Below are 19,992 nucleotides of genomic sequence, written 5' to 3'. Positions count from 1 at the left end.
CCCCCCCCCCCCCCGCCCGGACTACCCCGATGATCGATGAGCACCACCACCGCGGAGGGGGCGGCGCCCGATGGCCGATCTTTCACCGCGTCCGTGGCATGCTCGGCACATCGTCCACCCGGAATCGCCACCATGCGCCTGTTCACCCGAGTCCTGCCCCTGCTGCTGCTGGCCGGCCTGCTCTCCGGCTGCGGCTACAACACCATCCAGCAGAAGGACGAGGCCGTGAAGGCCAGCTGGTCCGAAGTGTTGAACCAGTACAAGCGCCGCGCCGATCTGGTGCCCAACCTGGTGCAGACCGTGAAAGGCTTCGCCAGCCAGGAAGAGCGCGTGCTGACCGAAGTCACCAACGCCCGCTCGCGGGTTGGCCAGATCAACGTCAACGCCGATGACGAAGCCTCGCTCAAGCAGTTCCAGCAGGCGCAGGGCGAGCTGGGCAGTGCGCTGTCGCGGCTGCTGGTGGTTACCGAGAACTATCCGGTGCTGAAGTCCGACGCCAACTTCCGCGATCTGCAGGCGCAGCTGGAAGGCACCGAAAACCGCATCACCGTGGCCCGTGGCCGCTACATCCAGCAGGTGCAGGACTACAACACCTACATCCGCTCGTTCCCGCAGTTGATCACCGCCAAGATCTTCGGCTACCAGCCCAAGCCGAACTTCAGCGTGGAAAACGAGGCGCAGATTTCCAACGCGCCGGCGGTCGATTTCGGCAACGCGCCGCAGCAGCCGCCGGCAGCGCAGCCGGCGAACTGATCCATGCGCCTGCCCACCGCGCTGCTGGCCCTGCTGCTGTGGCTGCCGCTGGCCGCGCAGGCGCAGCAGCTGGCGCCGATTCCGGCGCTGGATTCGCCGGTGGTCGACACCACCGGCACACTGGATGCCACGCAGAAGCAGGCACTGGTGCAGCAGGCGCTGGCGCTGCAGCAGCGCAAGGGCAGCCAGCTGCAGGTGCTGGTGGTGCCCAGCACCCAGCCCGAGGACATCGCGCAGTACACCACCCGCGTGTTCGATCAATGGCAGGTCGGCCGCAAGGGCGTGGATGACGGCGTGCTGCTGGTGGTGGCCAAGGACGATCGGCGGGTGCGCATCGAACCGGGCTACGGGCTGGAGGGGGCGATTCCCGATGCCATTGCCAACCGGGTCATCCAGGAATACCTGGTGCCGCGCTTCCGTGCCGGCGACTACGCCGGCGGCATCACCGAAGCGACCGCAGTGCTGGTCAAGCTGATCGATGGCGAGGCCCTGCCAGCACCGGTCAGCAGCCAGCGCGGCGCTGACAGCGGCGACGGCGGCGATACCTGGGCGCTGGCGCTGTTCATTGGCGTATTTGCCGGCAGCATCCTGCGCGGGGTGTTCTCGCGGGTGCCGCGCCCGCTGCGCGGCCTGCTGGGCGGTGGTTTCGGCGGTGGTGGCGGCAGCTGGGGCGGCGGCGGTGGCCGTTCCGGTGGCGGTGGCGCTTCGGGGGGCTGGTGATGATCAGGCGCATCGGGCGGCACCTGTTTTCCCCGTCGCTGCGGCGGGCCTTCCCGCCGGCGGCGCTGCAGGCGATCACCGAGGCCATCGCCAGTGGTGAACAGCGCCACGGCGGCCAGGTCATGTTCGCGGTGGAAGCCGATCTGCCCCTGCACGCGCTGTGGCGGCGGGTGACCCCGCGGCAGGCGGCCGAGCAGGCCTTCGCCCAGTTGCGCACCTGGGATACCGCGCACAACAACGGCGTGCTGATCTACCTGCTGCTGGCCGACCACGCCATCGAGATCGTGGCCGACCGCGGCCTGCACGGCCGGGTCAGCCCGGCGCAATGGCAGCGCATCTGCACCCATCTGCGCGAAGGGCTGCGCGGCAGCGAGCCCGTGCAGGCCCTGCGCGATGCCATCGATGAAGTCTCCGGGCTGCTGGCCGGGCACTTTCCGCCCGGTTCGGGGTCCGACGATGACGGGCTGCCCAACACCCCGCAGCTGCTTGGTTGAGCCGCGGCGGCGCTGGCCCGAGAATAGGCGTTCAACTGCAAGGCACCTTCCATGATCTATTTCCACGATATCGACCCCATTGCCCTTTCGCTGGGGCCGATCAAGGTGCACTGGTACGGCATCATGTACCTGCTCGGCTTCACTGCAGCCTGGCTGCTGGGGCGCAAGCGCATCGCGCAGGGGCGCCTGCCGGGCGTCGATGCCAACGGTTTTTCCGACCTGCTGTTCTACGCCATGCTGGGCGTGGTGCTGGGCGGGCGCATCGGCTACATGCTGTTCTATGCACTGGGCGATTTCCTGTCCAACCCGGTGCTGCTGTTCAAGGTCTGGGACGGTGGCATGAGCTTCCACGGCGGCCTGCTGGGCGTGGTGGTGGCCTGCTGGTGGTGGTCGCGCAAGCAGCGCCTGCACCTGTTCGACACGATCGACTTCATGGCGCCGCTGGTGCCGATCGGCCTGGCGCTGGGGCGGGTGGGCAACTTCATCGGCGCCGAGCTGTGGGGCAAGTACACCGACGGCACCTGGGGCGTGGTGTTCCCTTCGGGCCTGCCGGCACCGCTGAACCAGCTGGACGCGGCCACGCTGAAGGCACAGTTCGCCACCGGCGCGCTGAACCCCTACGCGCGCCATCCCTCGCAGCTGTATGAAGCGGCGCTGGAAGGCGTGGTGATGTTCACCGTGCTGTGGATGGTGTCGGCCAAGCCGCGCCACCGCTACCTGGTGTCGGGCCTGTTCGCGCTGATGTACGGCATCTTCCGCTTCGGCCTGGAGTTCGTGCGCATGCCCGACAACGGGGTCTACATCGCCTTCGGCTGGCTGACCAAGGGCCAGCTGCTGAGCCTGCCCCTGGTGGCGCTGGGCCTGGTGCTGCTGGCACTGTCGCGCCGTGCACCGGTGCTGCAGCCGAAGCCGCTGGTGGTGGCGGAGGGCAAGGCATGAAGGCCTACCTGGACCTGCTTTCGCACGTGCTCGAACACGGCGCCGAGAAGAGTGACCGCACCGGCACCGGCACCCGCAGCGTGTTCGGCTGGCAGATGCGCTTCGATCTGAACGAAGGCTTCCCGCTGGTCACCACCAAGAAGCTGCACCTGCGCTCGATCATCCACGAGCTGCTGTGGTTCCTGAAGGGCGACACCAACATCGGCTACCTGAAGGACAACCAGGTACGCATCTGGGACGAGTGGGCCGACGCCAATGGCGATCTCGGCCCGGTGTACGGCAAGCAGTGGCGCAGCTGGGCCACCGCCGATGGCCGCGAGATCGACCAGATGCAGTGGCTGGTGGACGAGATCAAGCGCAATCCCGATTCGCGGCGGCTGGTGGTCAGTGCCTGGAACGTGGGCGAGCTTTCGCAGATGGCGCTGATGCCGTGCCACAACCTGTTCCAGTTCTACGTGGTGGACGGCAAGCTGAGCTGCCAGCTGTACCAACGCAGCGGCGACATTTTTCTGGGCGTGCCGTTCAACATCGCCAGCTACGCGCTGCTGACCCACATGGTGGCGCAGGCCACGGGTCTAGGCGTGGGCGACTTCGTGCATACCCTGGGCGACGCCCACCTGTATTCGAACCACTACGCGCAGGCCCGTGAACAGCTGTCGCGTGAACCGCGCGCGCTGCCCCAGCTGTGGCTGAACCCCGAGGTGACCGATCTGCTCGGTTTCCAGTTCGACGACATCCGCATTGACGGCTACGACCCGCACCCGGCCATCAAGGCCCCGGTGGCGGTATGAGGCTGCGCAGGTGTGTGCCCCCGCTGCTGCTGGCCGGGGTGCTGTGCACGGGCGCGTACGCGGCACCGGCCGATACGCTGGGCCTGGCCGGTGAAGTCAACGCACAGATCGTGCACAGACACATGCGCGAGGAAGCCCTCGCGTTTGCCGCGGCATTCGACGGCAGCACGATGATGCCCGTGGACATTCCGGCAGGTTGCAAGGCGCAGATGCGCGAGGCGGTGACCGGCATGTACGCGGCGACGACCGAGCACCTCAAGGCGGGCATCGAAGAGCCGGAGTACCAGCGCGTGCTCGAGCAGCAGCTCGCCAGCGTCTATTCCAGCGACCAGTTGCAGGCGTTTCTGGCGCGGGCTGCCGACACCGACACCGATAGGGCGGCGTTGTCCGCGGAGGTCCTGTCAGGCCCCGGCCTGAAGGACATCGAGCAGGCGCAGATGCAGAAGATCGTCGATGGCATGGATGAGAAGTCCCCGCCCAGCCCGGGCTTCGCTGAAGCCTTGCGGGCGGCCAGTGCCGCCAAGGCGGCCTGTGAACGCCTGCAGACCAATGCCGGTTGAGGAGACCGCAGCGATGAAACTTTCGATGGTCGTAGCGCTGGACCGCAACCGTGGCATCGGCCAGGGCAATGCCATGCCCTGGCACCTGCCGGACGACTTCAAGCACTTCAAGGCGCTGACCCTGGGCAAGCCGATCCTGATGGGGCGCAAGACCGCCGAATCGATCGGCCGGGTGCTGCCGGGGCGGACCAACCTGGTGCTGACCCGCAGCGGCCAGGTGCCGTTCGAGGGCATGCGTGCGGTTGCCTCGCTGGACGAAGCCAAGGCCATTGCCGAAGGCGAGGGTGCCAGCGAGCTGTGCATCATTGGCGGTGGCGAGATCTTCCACCAGCTGCTGGACCAGGCCAGTGACCTGTACCTGACCTGGGTGGACGCCGAGGTGCCGGCTGATACCCATTTCCCCGAAGTGGACCCGGCGGTGTGGCAGGAAACCAGCAGCGAATCGCACCCGGCCGACGCACGCCACGCCTACGCGTTCCGCTTCGCGCACTACGTGCGCCGCTGACCCCGGGTAGAGTCGACCGTTGGTCGACTGCTCTTGTTCGGACCTCGCGAAACCCCGCGCTCCGCGCGATAGTCGGCTGGTAGAGTCGACCGTTGGTCGACTGCTCTTGTTCGGACCTCGCGAACCCCCGCGCTCCGCGCGATAGTCGACTGACAGTCGACTCTACCCCTGTGCCTTCAGCTCTGCGGCGGTGCGCCGTTGTTGTTGCCGCCGCCACCACCGCCACCACCGCCACCGCCACCACCGCGACGGCGGCGGCGGCGCGGGCCACGGTTGCCCGGTGCGGCCGGCTGGCCGTTGCCGCCTTCCTTGGTCTGCACCGCAGGCGCACGCGGCTGCGGCGGGCGTGCCGGCGGCCGTGCATTGGCGACCGGTGCCGGCACATCGCGTCCCGGCACCTGCACCACGCGCAGTTCATCGGTATCCAGCTGCAGGGCGGTCAGCTTGCCGCCCCAGACCGCGCCGGTATCGATGGCGTGCACGCCCTGGGTGATGGTCAGGCCCAGCGCCGACCAGTGGCCGCACACGACCTTCAGGTCGCGCTCGACCCGGCCGGGCACTTCGAACCAGGGGTACAGCCCCTGTTCCTGGGTGCCGGGCGTGCCCTTGTCTTCAATGCCGATGCGCCCGCGCGGGGTGCAGTAGCGCATGCGGGTGAGCACGTTGATGATCGCGCGCGAGCGGTCATAGCCGGCCAGGTTCGGTGCCCAGCTGGGCTTGTCGCCGTACATGTTGCGGAACAGCTTGCGATAGCCGGCGCCGTGCAGCTGCACTTCCACTTCGGCGGCATGCTTTTCGGCCATCTGCGTGGTCCACTTCGGCGCCAGGCCGGCATGCACCATCATCCAGCCCAGCTCGCGGTCCACGTGCACCAGCTTCTGCAGGCGCAGCCACTCCAGCAGCTCGTCGCGGTCTTCGGCCTGCACGATGCGCAGCAGGTCCGGGTTGACCTTGCGCTGCTCTTCCTCGGTGCGCGCACCCACGGCCAGCAGCGAAAGATCATGATTGCCCAGCACCACCACGCTGTGCTCGCGCAGCGAATGCACCAGGCGCAGGGTTTCCAGCGATTGCCCACCGCGGTTCACCAGATCGCCGCAGAACCACAGGGTGTCCTGCGCCGGGTCGAAGCGGATCTTTTCCAGCAGGCGCTGGGTTACGTCGTAGCAGCCCTGCAGGTCGCCGATCGCCCACACACTCATCGTCCGGCCTCCGTGTCAGTGCAGGGTACGCGGGATGGCCAGCACGAAAGGTGCGACCGGCGCGGCAAATTCAGTGCCATCGTCGGCAACCATGTCGTAGTGGCCCTGCATGGTCCCGTGGTCGGTGCCCAGCATGACACCCGAGGTGTAGTGGAAGTCTTCACCGGGGCGCAGGCGCGGCTGTTCGCCGATCACGCCATCGCCATCGACATGCTCGACGCGACCGTTGGCGTCGGTGATGCGCCAGTGGCGCGCAACCAGGCGCGCGGCCACGCGGCCACGGTTGCGGATGCGGATCGTATAGGCGAACGCATAGCGGCCGTCTTCCGGCGCGGATTGGTCGTCGAGGAAGCGCGGGGCAACTTCAACGGAGATGGCGTAAACGTCAGCGTCTTCCATACCGGCAGTGTAATCAGGTGGCATTGGCCAAAGCGATGAATTCAGCCACATCCAGCTGTTCGGCACGGGCATCGGGGCGCACGCCGGCAGCGGCGAACTGTTCGGCGGTCACCACCTTGCTCAACGCGTTGCGCAGGGTCTTGCGGCGCTGGCCGAAGGCGGCCTTGACCACCTCGGCAAAGCGCGCGTGATCGTGGATGGCGATGGTGGCCGGGTCGCGCGGCACCAGCCGCACCACGGCCGAATCGACCTTCGGCGGCGGCCGGAACGCGCCCGGCGGCACCACGAACAGCGAAGTGACCTGGCAGTAGGCCTGCAGCATCACGCTCAGGCGGCCGTAGACCTTGCTGCCCGGGCCGGCGGCCATGCGGTCGACCACTTCCTTCTGCAGCATGAAATGCATGTCGCGGATGACCGCGGCATGTTCCAGCGCATGGAACAGGATGGGCGAGGAGATGTTGTAGGGAAGGTTGCCGACCAGGCGGATCGGCTGGCCGGCGGCCAGTTCGGTGAAATCCACGCGCAGCACGTCGCGGTGGACGATGGTCAGCTCGCCCAGCGGCTCGGCGGCCGCGGTGAGCGGCGCGATCAGGTCGCGGTCGAACTCGATCACCGTCAGCTTCGGGTGGACGCGCAGCAGGGGCAGGGTGATCGCACCCTGCCCAGGGCCGATCTCGACCAGGCGGTCGCCATCCTTGGGGTTGACCGCCATCACGATCTTGTCGATGTAGTGGCGGTCGGCCAGGAAATGCTGGCCAAGCTGTTTCTTGGCCGGGGCGGTAAACACCGGGCCGGAGGGGGAATGCGGGGAATTCATGCGCTCAGTGTACGTTGCCGGGCCAATTGCGCACACAGGGCCGTGGCGGCCTGCAGGCTGGACGGGTCGGCAATGCCGCGTCCGGCCAGGTCCAGCGCGGTGCCATGGTCGACCGCCACGCGCGGGTAAGGCAGGCCCAGGGTCAGGTTCACGGCCTGTTCGAAGCCCGAATACTTCAGTACGGGCAGGCCCTGGTCGTGGTACATGGCCAGCACGGTGTCGAACCCGGCCAGCTTGGCCGGCAGGAAGGCGGTGTCGGCCGGCAGTGGCCCGACCAGATCCATGCCCTCTGCGCGCAGGCGCTGCAGCAGCGGAATGATCAGGTCCAGTTCCTCGCGGCCCAGATGGCCGTCTTCACCGGCATGCGGGTTCAGGCCCAGCACGGCGATGCGCGGGGCGGCCAGGCCGAACTCACCGCGCAACGCGGCATGCACCGTGCGCAGGGTGTGTTCCAGGGCGGGCGCGGTGATCGCATCGGCCACTTCGCGCAAGGGCAGGTGGGTGGTGGCCAGCGCAACGCGCACGATGTCGTTGGCCAGCATCATCACCACCTTCACCCCGGCCTGGTCGGCCAGCAGTTCGGTGGTGCCGCTGTAGGCAATGCCGCCTTCGTTGATGACCGCTTTGTGCACCGGGCCGGTGACCACGCCGTGTAGTTCGCCGGACAGGCAGGCCTGGCCGGCACCGAGCAGGGCGCCGATGACGGCGCTGGCATTGGCCGGGTCGGCCTGGCCGAAGCGGCTGGGCACGGCATTGGCGACCACGCGCAGGCGCAGATCGCCGGGCAGGCGCGCGTGCGCATCTTCCGGCAGCAGTTGCAGGGGCAGGTTCAGCGCGGCAGCCGACGCGCGCAGGCTGTCCGGGTCGGCGAAGGCCAGCAGCCGGCAATCATCGCGCGGCTGCTGCACCAGGCGGACACACAGTTCCGGACCGATCCCGGCGGGCTCGCCCGGTACCAGCGCGAGCTCGGGGCGCATGGGTCAGGACTGCGGCGGGGTGGCGGTGTTTTCCGCCCGGTCGCCGCTGCGGAAGCTGACGTAGGCTTCACCGCGCAGTTCCTGCAGGAAGCGGTTGTATTCCTCTTCCAGCTTGCGGCGACCGATGGTCTCACGCACCTGGGCACGCTGGTTGTCGCTGCTCACGTCGGTCTGGCGCGTGGCAACGCGCTGCACGATGTGCCAACCGGCATCGGTACGGAACGGCTGGCTGACGCCCCCATCCTGGATGCCTTCGACCTGCTGGCCGAACGCCGGACCGAAGGCATCGGCCGGGAACCAGCCCAGATCGCCGCCCTGGCCCTTGCTGTTGCTGTCTTCCGACGATTCCTTGGCCACCTGCTCGAAGTCGGCACCCCCGGCCACGCGGGCACGCAGGGTGTCGATCTTGGCCTTGGCGGCGGCATCGGTCTGGTTGCCGTCCACGCGCACCAGGATATGGCGGGCATGGTATTCGGTGACCGTGTGGGCACCGGCGGCGGCGTTGGCATCACGCACTTCCACCAGCTTCAGCAGCTGGAAGCCGCTGGGGCCGCGGATCGGGCCAACCACATCGCCGGCCTTCATCTGCTGCATCATCTGCGCGAATGCCGCCGGGATTTCGTCCAGCGTGCGCCAGCCCAGGTCGCCGCCTTCCAGCGCGTTGGGGCTGTCCGAATAGCGCACGGCGGCGGCGTTGAAGTCCAGCTCGCCCTTGTCCAGCAGCGCCTTCACGCCGTCGGCCTTCTTCTGGCCGGTGGCGATCTGGTCGGCGTTGGCGCCGTCGGGCAGGGCGACCAGGATGTGCGCCAGGTGGTACTGGTTGCCGGCGGTGGCCTGCTGCTTCAGCGCGGCATCCACTTCGCCCTCGCTCACGCTGATGCGGCTCTGCGCGAAGCTCTGGCGCAGGCGCTGCACGGTGATTTCGTCGCGCACCGAGGAACGGAATTCCTCGAAGTCGATGCCGTCATGGGCCAAGCGCTGGCGCAGGCTGTCCAGGTTGGAACCGTTCTGCTGGGCGATGGAGTTCATCGCCTGGTTCAGTTCCTGGTCGCTGACGCGGATGCCGCTGCCCTGGGCGCGGGCCACCTGCAGCTTCACCAGCACCAGGCGCTCCAGCACCTGGCGGCTGAGCACGTCGTCCGGCGGCAGCTGGTTTTCGCGGCCCACGTACTGGGCCTTGATGTTGGCGATGGCGCGCTGCAGTTCACTCTGCAGTACCACGTCCTCGTCGACGACCGCAGCAATGCGGTCCAGCGGCTGGGCCTCCTGCGCGATGACCTGCAGGGGGGCGGACACGCTGGACACCGCCAGCAGCGAGGCGAGAAGAACGGGGAAGCGCTTGGTCATGGGATCAGATTCGGATCGTAGTCGTCCCGGGTCACCCCGGTATTGCTGGGCGGCACCAGATAAAGGTCGTCGCGGTTGTACCCGAGGATAGCACGGCGCAGGGTACGGTCCGTGTCCTGGCCCAGCGAGCTCAGGCCCTTCAGCACGAACTCGATCTGGATGGAATTGTTCAGGTCGCCTTCGCGGTTGCGCACGTACCGGCGGGCCACGGCGCGCACGGCCAGGCAGCAGCTGTCCCACTGCACGCCGCCGATGATTTCCAGCGGCGCCTTGTCTTCCAGCGAGTAGTAGTAGCGGCCGACCAGGCTCCAGCGCGCATTCAGCGGGTACAGGAACGACAGGTCGGCCTGCTTCAGCAGGTCAGTGCCGTCGGGGTTGATGCGGTGGCGGTAGGTCAGGTTGACCACGCCATCGTTGGACATCAGGTAGCGGGCGCGGAAGCTGGCCAGGTCCTCACGCTTGTACTTGGGGTCCCACTGGTAGGTGGCGCTCAGGGTCCAGCGGTCGTTCACCATGTAGTTGGCGTCGGCGATCCAGGCCGACTTGCCCTTTTCCACCGGTGCGCCGCCCGGGGTGGTGGTCACCCGCGATTCGTCGAAGTACTGGATCTGGCCGATGCTGCCCGAGAACCGTTCCTTGCCGGTGGTCTGGTCGATGAAGCGGGTGCCCAGCGCCATGGTCAGCTGGTTGGCATCGTTCTGGCGGTCGGCGCCGGTGTAGCGCGAATCGCGGAACAGCTGGCCCCAGCTGAAGGTGAAGTCACGGGTGTCGAACAGCGGCAGGTCGTCCTGGTTGCGGTACGGCGTGCGCAGGTAGAACAGGCGCGGCTCCAGGGTGTGCAGGAAGGACTTGCCACCGATGGTGGTTTCGCGGTCGAAGAACAGGCCGGCGTCCAGGCTGGCGATCGGCAGCGAGCGGCTGGGCGAGGTGTTGCCGCGCAGCTGTTCGGCGCTGGCCGTGGCCGGGTCGATGCCCTGCGAGACCAGTACGGTCCTGCGGATGCTGTCGGCCAGGCCACGTTCCAGGTCATAGGCGGTATAGCGGTAGGCCAGGGTCGGGGTGACATACCAGGCCGCGCCGCTGAACGGGAACGAGATCGATGGCTTGATGTCCAAGCGCGAACCGCCGTCCATGCGGGTCACGTTGCCGGTGCGCGCATACTCCTGGTCCGCGCCGTACTTCTCGTGCACGTCATCGTGGGTGAAGCGCACCGCCTCGGCGTACAGGCTGGTTTCGACCCACGGCAGCAGCGGCTTGTCCCAGGTGAAGTACAGGCGCGGCTGACGGTTGTAGGCCAGTGCCGATTCGGTCAGGGTGTAGTCGGTCAGCTGCCAGCGGTCGGCCATGATGCCGGCGGTCCAGTCCTTGCCGGTGCCGTACAGGCCGATGGTGCTCTGCAGGTTCGACGCGGTCACCCCGACCAGGCGGTTGGAGAAATCCTCCACGTAGCGCTCGTCGCTCACCCAGGCCAGGTTGGCGCGGGCCTGCCAGTGGCTGTCCACGTTGTGGTAGCCACTGAACATCACCCGGCCGCGGTCGCGGTCGCGCAGCTTGTCGTTGGGGATGTAGGCGGTCAGCAGCTCGCCGCGGCCGCCGTTGTAGAGATAGCGGAACTCGTTGTCCAGCATCAGCCCGCGCTCGCTCATGTAGCGCGGCATCAGCGTGTCGTCGTAGTTCGGCGCCAGGTTCAGGTAGATCGGCTGGGTGTAGTCGAAACCATTGCGGCCGGACATGCCCAGCTGCGGGAACAGCAGGCCGGTCTTGCGGCGGTCGTCGATCGGGAACTTGAAGTACGGCGCCCACAGCACCGGCACCTTGCCGATGCGCAGCACCGCGTTGCGGGCGGTACCGAAGCCTTCGTCGTTGTCCACGTCGATCTGCGGGGCGGTCAGCTTCCACACCGGCTGCGAGGGGTCGCAGGTGGTGTAGGTGGAGCGATGCATCTGGCCCACGGCGCCCTGCAGGTCGACCGATTCGGCCTGGCCGTTGCCACGGCGCGACACCAGCTGGTACTGGATGTCGGTGATTTTGTGGGTGTCGCTTTCCTGGTTGCCCTCGGCGCGCTTGGCCACCATGCGGATCGAGGAATCCTGGTAGCGTACGTTGCCGTCGGCGATGTAGTTGCCGGTGTCGGTATCGAAGCTGAGCTTGTCGGTACCCACGAACTGGTCGCCGCGGCGCAGGGCCACGTTGCCCTGGTACTGCGGCACGGTGGTGGTGCCCAGCAGCTGGTCGCCTTCGATGTCGGTGGGCTGCTGCTCGCGCTGGGCGCTGGCGGCGGCCGCGTCCTGCCCCGGTACCGGGGTGGGGGCATCGGTGAAGGCGGGAATGACTTCGGTGGCCGGGCACAGGCCCCAGTTGAGCGGCTTGTCATCGGCCATCGCCGGCAGGCAGACAGCGATGCTCAGGGGCAGGGGAAGCAGGCGGAGGGCTCGGCGCACGCGGTTCGGATTCGGGCGAAAACGGACCGTAGATTGCCCCATCCCTTGCATAGGGGCAATGAAGGCGTCCGGCCCAGACCGGTTCGGGTTCATTCTGGGCGCGCCGCAGCGGCCCCCTGCAGCAGGGTCTGCACGTGGGCCACGCTGCATTCGGCCAGCGCCTGCAGGTCGTAGCCGCCTTCCAGCATGGACACCACGCGGCCGGCCCCATGGCGCCGCGCCAGCGCATGCAGTTCGCCGGTTATCCAGGCGAAATCCTCGGTTTCCAGCATCAGGTCTGCCTGCGGGTCGCGCAGGTGGGCATCGAAACCGGCCGAAATCAGCAGCAGCTGCGGGCGGAAGTCGTCGATGGCCGGCAGCATCTCGTCGGCCCAGACGTTGCGGAAGCGGAAGCCACCGCTGCCCGGCGGCAGCAGGATGTTCATCAGGTTGCCGGCGCCACGGTCGCGGCGCAGGCCCGAGTTGGGGAACAGGCCGGCCTGGTGGGTGCTGTAGTACGACACCCGCGCGTCATGCTGGAAGATGTCCTGGGTGCCGTTGCCGTGGTGCACGTCGAAGTCGACCACGGCAATCCGTTCCAGCCCGTGGCGGTCGCGCGCGTAGGCGGCGGCGATGGCGATGTTGTTGAGCAGGCAGAAGCCCATGGCCGTACTGCTGGTGGCATGGTGGCCCGGCGGGCGCACCGCGCAGAACGCCAGCGGGTCATCGCCCAGCATCACCGCGTCCACCGCAGCCACGCCGGCACCGGCGGCGTGCACGGCGGCGCTGGCCGAACCGGGCGAGGTCCAGGTGTCCATGTCCAGCTGGCGCAGCGGCAGGGTCTGCGGCTGCAGCACGAAGTCGAGCAGGGCGCTGTCGTGGACCCGGCTCAGCTCGCCGAACTTGGCCGGCGGGGCCTGCTGCCAGTCCAGCTGGCCGGGGAAGGCCTGCTGCAGGGCGTCGAGCACCACCTGCAGCCGTTGCGGGCATTCGGGATGGCCCGGACCCGGGTCGTGCAGCAGGCAGGACGGATGAGTGAAGACCCGCACGTGCTCAGGCCTGCCGGTGCTGCGGTTGCCACAGCGCTTCGCCGTGGCCATCGGCGCGGGCCAGCACGCGGGCCAGCACGAACAGCAGGTCCGACAGGCGGTTGAGGTAGTGCAGGGCTTCGCCGCGCACGGCCTGCGCCCGGGCCAGGCTGACCGTCTCGCGCTCGGCGCGGCGCACGATGGTGCGGGCCAGGTGGCAGCGCGCCGCCGCCTCGCCGCCAGCGGGCAGGATGAATTCCTTCAGCATGGGCAGGCCGGCGTTGTAATGGTCCAGCTGTTGTTCCAGCGCGGAAACGTCGGCGGCATGGATGGCTGCATGGCCAGGCACGCACAGCTCGGCGCCCAGATCGAACAATTGGTGCTGCAGATGCACCACCAGCGCACGCACGTCGTCAGGCAGTGGCACGGCCAGCAGCAGCCCCAAGGCGGCATTGGCTTCGTCCACGGTGCCGTAGGCGGCGACCCGCAGATCGTCCTTGGCCACCCGGCTGCCGTCGCCCAGGCCGGTGCTGCCGTCGTCGCCGGTGCGGGTGTAGATGCGCGAAAGCCGATGCCCCATGCCGGTGCTCAGTGGTGGATGTCGCGGCGGGCCTGGTGCAGCTTCAGCATCTGCTCCACGGCCAGCTGCAGCGCGGCGGCCAGGGCCACGTAGATGGCGGTGGTGCGCAGGTACGGCCCGAACCACTGGGCGTAGTTCTGTACCCAGCCGGCCAGGGTCGGTTCGGCCACGTTGCGGCTGGTCCAGTAGAACCCGCCCTGGGCCAGCAGGTGGCACAGCGCCACCGACACCACCAGCAGCGGCACGCCCTTGGCCAGCACCGACCAGTGCGCGCCGTGGTAGTTGTGGCCCAGCAGCAGGCCGCCGGCCCACAGCGAGAAATACGCCGGCAACAGCAGCCAGTAACCCGGCGACACGCAGTAGTGCTGCCAGAAGTCGAGCCCCGTGCTGCGGATCACGATCCAGTCCACCAGCACGGCGAACACCATCAGCAGCGGGAACGCCCAGCGGGTCCAGCGGGCCAGATAGAAGCCGCCGATGAAGAATACGGCCCAGGAGGCATCGGGGATGGCCGCGAAGTGGTTCACCCGGGTCGCCGCCAGCAGCAGCACAAGCACGGACAGGACAAAGGCGCGATGGGCGGTGTCGGACATGGCGAAGACCCGTGGGGCGGATTCAGCTTCCATTCTAGCCCGCCGCGCGGTCCTGCGCAGGCGCGGCGTGCCGGGTCTGGATGGCGTGGCGAGCGCGTATCATGGGCCCATGAGTGAACGACATGACGTGCTGATCGTCGGTGGCGGTCTGGTCGGGGCCAGCCTGGCCATCGCCCTGGAGCGGCTGGGCCGCAACGTGGCGCTGCTGGAAGCCAGCCCGGCCGGTAAACTGCCGGCGGTGTTCGACCAGCGCAACCTCAGTTTCGCCGCGGCCACCGTAAACGCACTGACCGCACTGGGGGTGATGCAGAAGCTGGCGATGCCGCCCGGCCCGATCCGTCGCATCCACGTCAGCCGCGCCGGCGACTTTGGCCGCGTGCAGATGGATGCGGCCGATTACGACCGGCCGTGGTTCGGCCAGGTGGTGGTGGCCCGCGATTTCGGCCAGGCGCTGGAGGCGCGGCTGCAGGAACTGCCGCAGCTGCAGCGCTACCGCCCGATGCGTTTCATCGGCTTGGGCGCGGTGGTCGACGGTTACCGGCAGGTCCATGTGGCTGACGATGCGGGCGAGCGCATGCTGCTGGCCCGGCTGGTGGTGGGGGCCGATGGCACCGCCAGCGGCGTGCGCGATGCGCTGGGCATTGCGGTGGACCGCCATGATTTCCAGCAGACCCTGTTCGTGGCCCGCGTGCGCAGCCAGCGCGCGCCCGATGGCAGCGCGTGGGAACGCTTCACCGATACCGGCCCGACCGCGCTGTTGCCGCGCGGCGACCGCCACTTCGGCTGTGTGCACGGCGTGGCCCGCGACCAGGCTGAGGCGGTGATGGCGCTGGACGATGCGGCCTGGCTGCAGCGCCTGCAGCACACGCTGGGCTGGCGCGCCGGGCGCTTGCTGGAATCCGGCCCGCGCAGTGCCTACCCGCTGGTGCAGGTACTGGCGCGCGCGCTGGTGGGCGAACGCGCGGTGCTGCTGGGCAACGCCGCGCAGACCATCCACCCGTTGGGCGCGCAGGGCTTCAACCTGGGCCTGCGCGACGCGCTCACGCTGGCAGAGCTGCTGGAAGCGGCCGATGAAGATGCGGGCAGTGACGCACTGCTGCAGGCCTACGTGGCCCGGCGCGCGGAAGACCGGCAGCAGACGGTGGCGTTTTCCGGTGGGCTGGCCCGGCTGACCAGCAATCCGGCACCGCTGCTGCGCCCGCTGCGCAGCCTGGGCCTGGTGGCGGCACAACGCGCCTCGGTGCAGTCGATGCTGGTCGGCGGTGCCATGGGCTTCCGTGGTGACGTGCCGCGCCTGTGCCGCGGGGAGGCTGCATGAGCCGGCGCATGCGCGCGGATGTGGCCGTGGTGGGCGGCGGCGTTGTTGGTGCCGCGTGTGCTCTGGCGCTGGCCGATGCCGGTCTGTCGGTGGCGCTGGTTGAAGGGCGCGAGCCGCCGGCCTGGCAGGCCGCGCAGCCGGATCTGCGGGTGTTCGCCTTCGCCGCCGACAACGTGCAGCTGCTGCAGCGCCTCGGCGTCTGGCCGGCCATTGCACAGGCGCGTGCCTGGCCCTACCGGCGCATGCAGGTATGGGATGCGGGCGGCGGCGATGACCTGCTGTTCGACGCAGACCGCTTTGGTCGGCGCGAGCTGGGGTTCATTGTTGAGAACGGCCTGCTGCAGGACCGCCTGTGGGCCGCATTGCCGGCGGCGGGCGTGCAGCTGCATTGCCCGGCGCGGGTGGAAGCGCTGGAACAGGACGACGAAGGTGTACGACTGCGGCTGGACGATGGGCGTCGCGTGGATGCCGCATTGGCCGTGGCCGCCGATGGCGCCGATTCCACCCTGCGCCGCTTGGCCGGGATCGAGGTGGAATCGCACGATTATCACCAGCGTGGCGTGGTGGCCTACGTGGACAGCGCGCTGCCCAACCAGGCCACGGCCTGGCAGCGTTTCCTGCCGACCGGCCCGCTGGCCCTGCTGCCGGTGGCCGAGCGCCGCAGTTCGATCGTGTGGACCCTGCCGGAAGACGAAGCGGCACGCGTGCTGGCGCTGGACGACGCCGCGTTCAATCGCGAGCTGACCCGCGCCTTTGCCGGCCGGCTGGGCGAACTGCGCCTGGCCTCGGCGCGCGCGGCGTTCCCGCTGCGCCGGCAGCTGGCCCGCCACTATGTGTCCGGTCGCGTGCTGGCGCTGGGCGATGCGGCGCACGTGGTGCACCCACTGGCGGGCCAGGGGGTGAACCTGGGCCTGCGCGACGTGGCTGCCCTGCAGCAGTGGCTGGCACCCTCAGCCGAGCGCCGTGGCCAGCCGCGCCTGTCGCCGCAGCGGCTGCAGCGCTGGGCGCGCGAACGGCGCAGTGACAACCAGATCGCCGCTTACAGCTTCGATGCGATCAACCGGCTGTTTTCCAACGACGAAATGCACCTGACCCTGGCCCGCGGCCGCGCGCTGGGCTGCGTGGGCAAGTGGCCGCCGGTGGTACAGGCATTCTGGAAGCGCGCCGCCGGCGTGTAACCCGCCGGTAGCGCCGGGCCGGGCCCGGCGAGCGCGCAGCGCGGTCAACGGATGCCGCCGGGCATGGCCCGGCGCTACCGCCGTCTTTTCAGTAGATCCACGCCATGCGTGGATGACGATTGCCAGTGCCAACCACGGTTGGCACCCACCACCGCGCGGTGCGCGCCTCAGCGCAGCGGTGAGGCGAGCACCGTGATCTCTTCACGGTCGTGGTACAGCTGCTTGGCCCGTACCACCAGCGGCTTGCCCGCCTGTTCCTGGAACAGGTCCAGGCACAACCGCGTCTCGTCCCAGCGCTTCTTCATCGGCAGCTTCAGGTTGAAGATCGCGTGCCGGCACCAGCCTTCGCGGAACCAGGTGGCCATGCGTTCGGCCACGCGGCGCGGCTGTTCGACCATGTCGCAGACCATCCAGTCCAGCGCCTGGTCCGGGTGCCAGTGGAAGCCGTCGGCGCGCAGGTGTTCGACCAGGCCGGTGTCCAGCACGTGCTGGCGCAGCGGGCCATTGTCGATGCTGAGCACATGCACGTGCTGGCGGGTCAGCACCCAGGTCCAGCCGCCGGGGGCGGCACCGAGGTCAGCCGCGCGCATGCCCGGTTTCACCAGCGCCTCGCGCTCGTCCGGTGCCAGCAGGGTAAGCAGTGCCTCATCCAGCTTCAGCGCCGAACGCGACGGGGCTTCCGGCAGCAGCTTCAGGCGCGGAATGCCCAACGCCCACGGCGCGCTGTCGGCCGGGTCGGCCACGCAGACGAACGCATGGGTGCCGTCGACGAAGACCACATGCAGCCGCGGCAGACGCGGGTTCGGCTTGTCGGTCAGCTTGCCGGCCTTGCGCAGCGCCGGGCGCAACGCATTGCCGAACGCGCGGGCCAGCCCGGACAGCGGCTTGCCGGCATCCGAATCGGGGTGTTCCACCCACAGATCGCCGAAGCGCGGCGCATCGGCCAGCACCTCCAGCATCGGGGTGATGCGGTCGCTCGGGTCCAGCTGCGGCAGCTCGGCCAGCACCACCAGCTTCTGCCGCGCGAAGATCAGTTCGCGCCACGGCAGGCGCGGGGCCAGCGCCGCGGCTTCGTCGCACATGAACAGTACGTAGCCGTCATTGCGCTGGGTGCGTGCATAGCCGGCGAAACCGGCCTGGCCGGCGCGGTGCTGCAGTTCGCCGGCCAGCTCGGGCTCGAAGCCCTGCCGACACAGGCAGAGCAGGCCGATACCGGTCTCAGTAACGGGTGCCATCGGCTTCCCCATAGGCACGCAGCACGCCGCGCGCCGCTTCGCGGTTCAGGCCCTGCACCACTTCAATGCCGCGCTTGTTCAGTTCGCCCACCCAGTCGGCCGGCAGCGGGCCTTCGTCGAACGGGGTCAGTTCTTCCACGTCGGCCGAGCTGGCACCGATCAGCAGGCGGTCGATGCCGGCCCACACGGTGGCGCCGTAGCACTGGCAGCACGGCTGCGAGCTGGTGGCCAGGGTGACCGGCGACAGCACCGCGTTCAGGCGCGGCGTCTGCAGGCGCTGCTGGGCCAGCATGTAGGCCATGTTTTCGGCGTGCGCCAGCGAGGTGGCGTGCGGCACGACGCGGTTCACGCCGGCGGCGATCACCTTGTCATCGGGGCCGAACACGACGGCGCCGAACGGGCCGCCACTGGCGTGTTCGACATTCAGCCGCGACAGCTCGATCGCCAGTGCGACCTTGGCCTCGTCGCCCGGATAGCGACGATCCAGGTCGATCTGGTCGTGGATCCAGGCGGGAAGGGTCAGGTGGACTTGCGCGTACAGCATCGCGGGGGTGCCTCGTAGGGTGGAAAGGTGGGGCAGGAACAACAGCCGGCGCGCAGTGTAGCCGCAGCGGCATGCAGCGGGGGTGTCGGTGCGGGATCAGGCGTCGGTTTCGGCGTCCGTGTCGGTGCGGATCACCACGTACTGCTTGCGGAATTCCAACCCGGCCTGCGGCCAGCGCGCCGCGTAGGCGCGCAGCAGGGGCAGGGCGGCGGGGAAATCATGGCCGTTCACCCGGCAGTCGGCCTCGCACTGGCCGTCGGCATCGCGCGAGGCGAACAGGCGGATGCCGAGGAACTGGCGGGTCTTCAGCAGATCGTTGAAGGCCTCCAGGCTTTGGGTGAACAGGCAGCAGGGGCAGGAGCCGTGGTCGTCCTCGCTGCAGGCGGCGGTTTCATCGCGGGGTTCACTGCGGTAGTGGGCCAGCGGCCCCAGCACCACCGCGCGCGCCAGCGCCGTGCCGGTTTCCTCGGCCGGGTAGCGCAGGGTCAGCATCTGCAGCTCCGGCGCATCGTCGGCGCTGATGGCCGCCTGCAGGGTGGCCAGGTCGACCCGCACCCAGTTTTCGAAGCCGGACAGCACTGCATCCTGCTCGCTGTCGCCGGCGGCGTGCTGGTACTCGAACAGACCGTCAGCGAACAGTTCCGGATGGCGTGCCTCGATCACCGTGGAGGTCTGCCAGCCGCCATTGTCGCGGGCGTTCGACGCAACGCCGTGCGCGACCAGGCGCAGGCCGCTGTCCAGCACCAGCTCGGTGCCGTCGACGGTGCAGGCAATGTCGCGGCCGTGCAGGACCTGCATCAGCAGCGGAAGAAACGGGTTGGCGGTAGCGGTCATGTCAGGCCTGTCAGTGAAAGGGGGCAGCGGTCACAGCGCTTCGCGTTCGTCGCGGTAGCGCTGCGCCTGTGCCTGCTGCTGCGGGTCATCGCCATGGTCGCGCAGCCAGGTGTCCAGCTCGCGGCGGTAATCGGCGCGGAAGCGCTCGTTGCCGGGGCTGAAATGCAGCCTGCGCGCGGCCACCTCCACCCGCTCGCGTGCGCGTGCGCGGGACTGGGCAATCCCATGCGGCGATTCGTTGCTGAGGATCACGATGCTGCGCGGGAAGCCCGGCGCGTACTTCACCACGAAGGGCTGGCCCTGCGCCGGAATGCGGATCGCGTTTTCCAGCGGCCACAGCGAGATCGTGTTGGTATGGAACACCACGTCCACATCCTGGCCATCGGCGGTATGCACCACCGCCTCGTAACGCCAGATGTAGCGGTCGTTGAGGGTGGAACTGGTTTCCTCGGCCTTGACGATCACCGCTTCGCCACGCTCGCCGATCCCGTTCACCCAGGCCGCGTTGACGAACGAACCCAGGAAAATGTTCAGCATCGCCAGCGGAAACATGGCGATCAGGTACAGCGGGGTGCGCCGCCACCACGACAGCAGCCCGGCCAGCGCCATCAGCACCGGCAATGCCAGCAACGGGTGCTGGGACAGGAACCAGAGCAGGGCGGAGGGGGCGGCGGTCATTGTCGCGGGCGTGGGGGGGGGGGGGGGGGGGGCCGCCCGGCGGGCCGCCCCCCCCCCCCCGGCCCCCCCCCCCCCCGGGCCCC

22 protein-coding genes are annotated in these 19,992 nt (G+C 68.8%); 9 read left to right on the top strand and 13 right to left on the bottom strand.

The annotated features are described in order from the left end of the window. Positions 1-132: 132 nt before the first annotated feature. From IAE58_RS15415 to IAE58_RS15385, 7 genes are read left to right on the top strand one after another with little or no spacing between them, the layout of a single operon-like run. Positions 133-753: a LemA family protein gene (locus tag IAE58_RS15415; protein ID WP_108752217.1), complete on the top strand. Its 621-nt coding sequence runs from the start codon at positions 133-135 to the stop codon at positions 751-753. 3 nt (positions 754-756) lie between these two features. Continuing rightward, on the top strand, positions 757-1,473 hold the full coding sequence (locus IAE58_RS15410; protein WP_200734984.1) for a TPM domain-containing protein: 717 nt from the start codon (positions 757-759) through the stop codon (positions 1,471-1,473). Next, the gene (locus IAE58_RS15405) at positions 1,473-1,967 is read left to right on the top strand and encodes a TPM domain-containing protein (RefSeq protein ID WP_108748583.1); all 495 of its coding nucleotides are present in this window, start codon (positions 1,473-1,475) and stop codon (positions 1,965-1,967) included. Before IAE58_RS15410 ends, IAE58_RS15405 begins: the two co-directional genes overlap by 1 nt. A gap of 51 nt (positions 1,968-2,018) precedes the next feature. After that, positions 2,019-2,906: a prolipoprotein diacylglyceryl transferase gene (gene lgt / locus IAE58_RS15400; protein WP_199933991.1), complete on the top strand. Its 888-nt coding sequence runs from the start codon at positions 2,019-2,021 to the stop codon at positions 2,904-2,906. Then, positions 2,903-3,697, top strand: a complete 795-nt coding sequence (locus IAE58_RS15395; protein ID WP_199933992.1) for a thymidylate synthase — start codon at positions 2,903-2,905, stop codon at positions 3,695-3,697. The genes lgt and IAE58_RS15395 overlap by 4 nt, the downstream gene beginning before the upstream one ends. Beyond that, complete coding sequence (locus IAE58_RS15390) at positions 3,694-4,257, top strand: hypothetical protein (protein WP_233614955.1); 564 nt, start codon at positions 3,694-3,696, stop codon at positions 4,255-4,257. The genes IAE58_RS15395 and IAE58_RS15390 overlap by 4 nt, the downstream gene beginning before the upstream one ends. 13 nt (positions 4,258-4,270) lie before the next feature. Continuing rightward, positions 4,271-4,762, top strand: coding sequence for a dihydrofolate reductase (locus IAE58_RS15385; protein WP_199933993.1), 492 nt, complete (start codon positions 4,271-4,273; stop codon positions 4,760-4,762). 176 nt (positions 4,763-4,938) lie between these two features. Here the strand turns inward: IAE58_RS15385 and IAE58_RS15380 are convergent, their stop codons facing one another. From IAE58_RS15380 to IAE58_RS15340, 9 genes are all read right to left on the bottom strand, one after another. Continuing rightward, complete coding sequence (locus IAE58_RS15380) at positions 4,939-5,961, bottom strand: symmetrical bis(5'-nucleosyl)-tetraphosphatase (RefSeq protein WP_199933994.1); 1,023 nt, start codon at positions 5,959-5,961, stop codon at positions 4,939-4,941. 15 nt (positions 5,962-5,976) lie between these two features. Next, positions 5,977-6,360 (bottom strand): Co2+/Mg2+ efflux protein ApaG, encoded by a 384-nt coding sequence (apaG, locus tag IAE58_RS15375; protein ID WP_108748588.1) that lies wholly within the window; start codon positions 6,358-6,360, stop codon positions 5,977-5,979. Between the two features lie 13 nt (positions 6,361-6,373). Continuing rightward, complete coding sequence (gene rsmA / locus IAE58_RS15370) at positions 6,374-7,177, bottom strand: 16S rRNA (adenine(1518)-N(6)/adenine(1519)-N(6))-dimethyltransferase RsmA (protein WP_108748589.1); 804 nt, start codon at positions 7,175-7,177, stop codon at positions 6,374-6,376. Then, positions 7,174-8,154, bottom strand: a complete 981-nt coding sequence (pdxA, locus tag IAE58_RS15365) for a 4-hydroxythreonine-4-phosphate dehydrogenase PdxA (protein ID WP_199933995.1) — start codon at positions 8,152-8,154, stop codon at positions 7,174-7,176. Before pdxA ends, rsmA begins: the two co-directional genes overlap by 4 nt. Before the next feature lie 3 nt (positions 8,155-8,157). Next, positions 8,158-9,501 carry a peptidylprolyl isomerase gene (locus IAE58_RS15360; protein WP_199933996.1) on the bottom strand — a complete coding sequence of 448 codons (1,344 nt, stop codon included), beginning with the start codon at positions 9,499-9,501 and terminating at the stop codon, positions 8,158-8,160. Beyond that, positions 9,498-11,942, bottom strand: coding sequence for an LPS-assembly protein LptD (lptD, locus tag IAE58_RS15355; RefSeq protein WP_325166860.1), 2,445 nt, complete (start codon positions 11,940-11,942; stop codon positions 9,498-9,500). The genes IAE58_RS15360 and lptD overlap by 4 nt, the downstream gene beginning before the upstream one ends. Positions 11,943-12,031: 89 nt before the next feature. Beyond that, entirely contained in the window at positions 12,032-12,970 is a 939-nt protein-coding gene (locus IAE58_RS15350) for a histone deacetylase family protein (protein WP_199934005.1), read from the bottom strand. Positions 12,971-12,974: 4 nt separating this feature from the next. Next, a complete protein-coding gene (locus tag IAE58_RS15345) occupies positions 12,975-13,529 on the bottom strand; it encodes a cob(I)yrinic acid a,c-diamide adenosyltransferase (RefSeq protein ID WP_108755461.1) in 555 nt (184 codons plus the stop codon). Between the two features lie 8 nt (positions 13,530-13,537). Beyond that, positions 13,538-14,122 (bottom strand): hypothetical protein, encoded by a 585-nt coding sequence (locus IAE58_RS15340; protein ID WP_199933998.1) that lies wholly within the window; start codon positions 14,120-14,122, stop codon positions 13,538-13,540. 109 nt (positions 14,123-14,231) lie between these two features. Between IAE58_RS15340 and ubiH the strand changes: the two genes are divergently transcribed. Both ubiH and IAE58_RS15330 read left to right on the top strand, forming a co-directional pair. Next, positions 14,232-15,440 (top strand): 2-octaprenyl-6-methoxyphenyl hydroxylase, encoded by a 1,209-nt coding sequence (gene ubiH / locus IAE58_RS15335; RefSeq protein WP_199933999.1) that lies wholly within the window; start codon positions 14,232-14,234, stop codon positions 15,438-15,440. After that, positions 15,437-16,618, top strand: a complete 1,182-nt coding sequence (locus IAE58_RS15330; protein ID WP_199934000.1) for a UbiH/UbiF family hydroxylase — start codon at positions 15,437-15,439, stop codon at positions 16,616-16,618. Before ubiH ends, IAE58_RS15330 begins: the two co-directional genes overlap by 4 nt. A 167-nt stretch (positions 16,619-16,785) precedes the next feature. On the opposite strand, the gene rlmM is transcribed toward IAE58_RS15330, so the two are convergent. From rlmM to IAE58_RS15310, 4 genes are all read right to left on the bottom strand, one after another. Further along, the gene (rlmM, locus tag IAE58_RS15325; RefSeq protein ID WP_108755465.1) at positions 16,786-17,853 is read right to left on the bottom strand and encodes a 23S rRNA (cytidine(2498)-2'-O)-methyltransferase RlmM; all 1,068 of its coding nucleotides are present in this window, start codon (positions 17,851-17,853) and stop codon (positions 16,786-16,788) included. After that, positions 17,837-18,397 (bottom strand): nucleoside deaminase, encoded by a 561-nt coding sequence (locus tag IAE58_RS15320; protein WP_108761284.1) that lies wholly within the window; start codon positions 18,395-18,397, stop codon positions 17,837-17,839. The genes rlmM and IAE58_RS15320 overlap by 17 nt, the downstream gene beginning before the upstream one ends. A gap of 96 nt (positions 18,398-18,493) precedes the next feature. After that, on the bottom strand, positions 18,494-19,231 hold the full coding sequence (locus tag IAE58_RS15315; RefSeq protein WP_199934001.1) for a DUF6348 family protein: 738 nt from the start codon (positions 19,229-19,231) through the stop codon (positions 18,494-18,496). A 30-nt stretch (positions 19,232-19,261) separates the two neighbouring features. Beyond that, positions 19,262-19,909, bottom strand: coding sequence for a hypothetical protein (locus tag IAE58_RS15310; RefSeq protein WP_199934002.1), 648 nt, complete (start codon positions 19,907-19,909; stop codon positions 19,262-19,264). Positions 19,910-19,992 lie beyond the last annotated feature (83 nt).

Origin of the sequence: Stenotrophomonas sp. S49 (assembly GCF_016624905.1) — a bacterium.
In the GTDB taxonomy this organism is placed as follows: domain Bacteria; phylum Pseudomonadota; class Gammaproteobacteria; order Xanthomonadales; family Xanthomonadaceae; genus Stenotrophomonas.
Note: the sequence above shows the minus strand (reverse complement) of the source record. Positions and strands in the feature narration are given on the sequence as shown.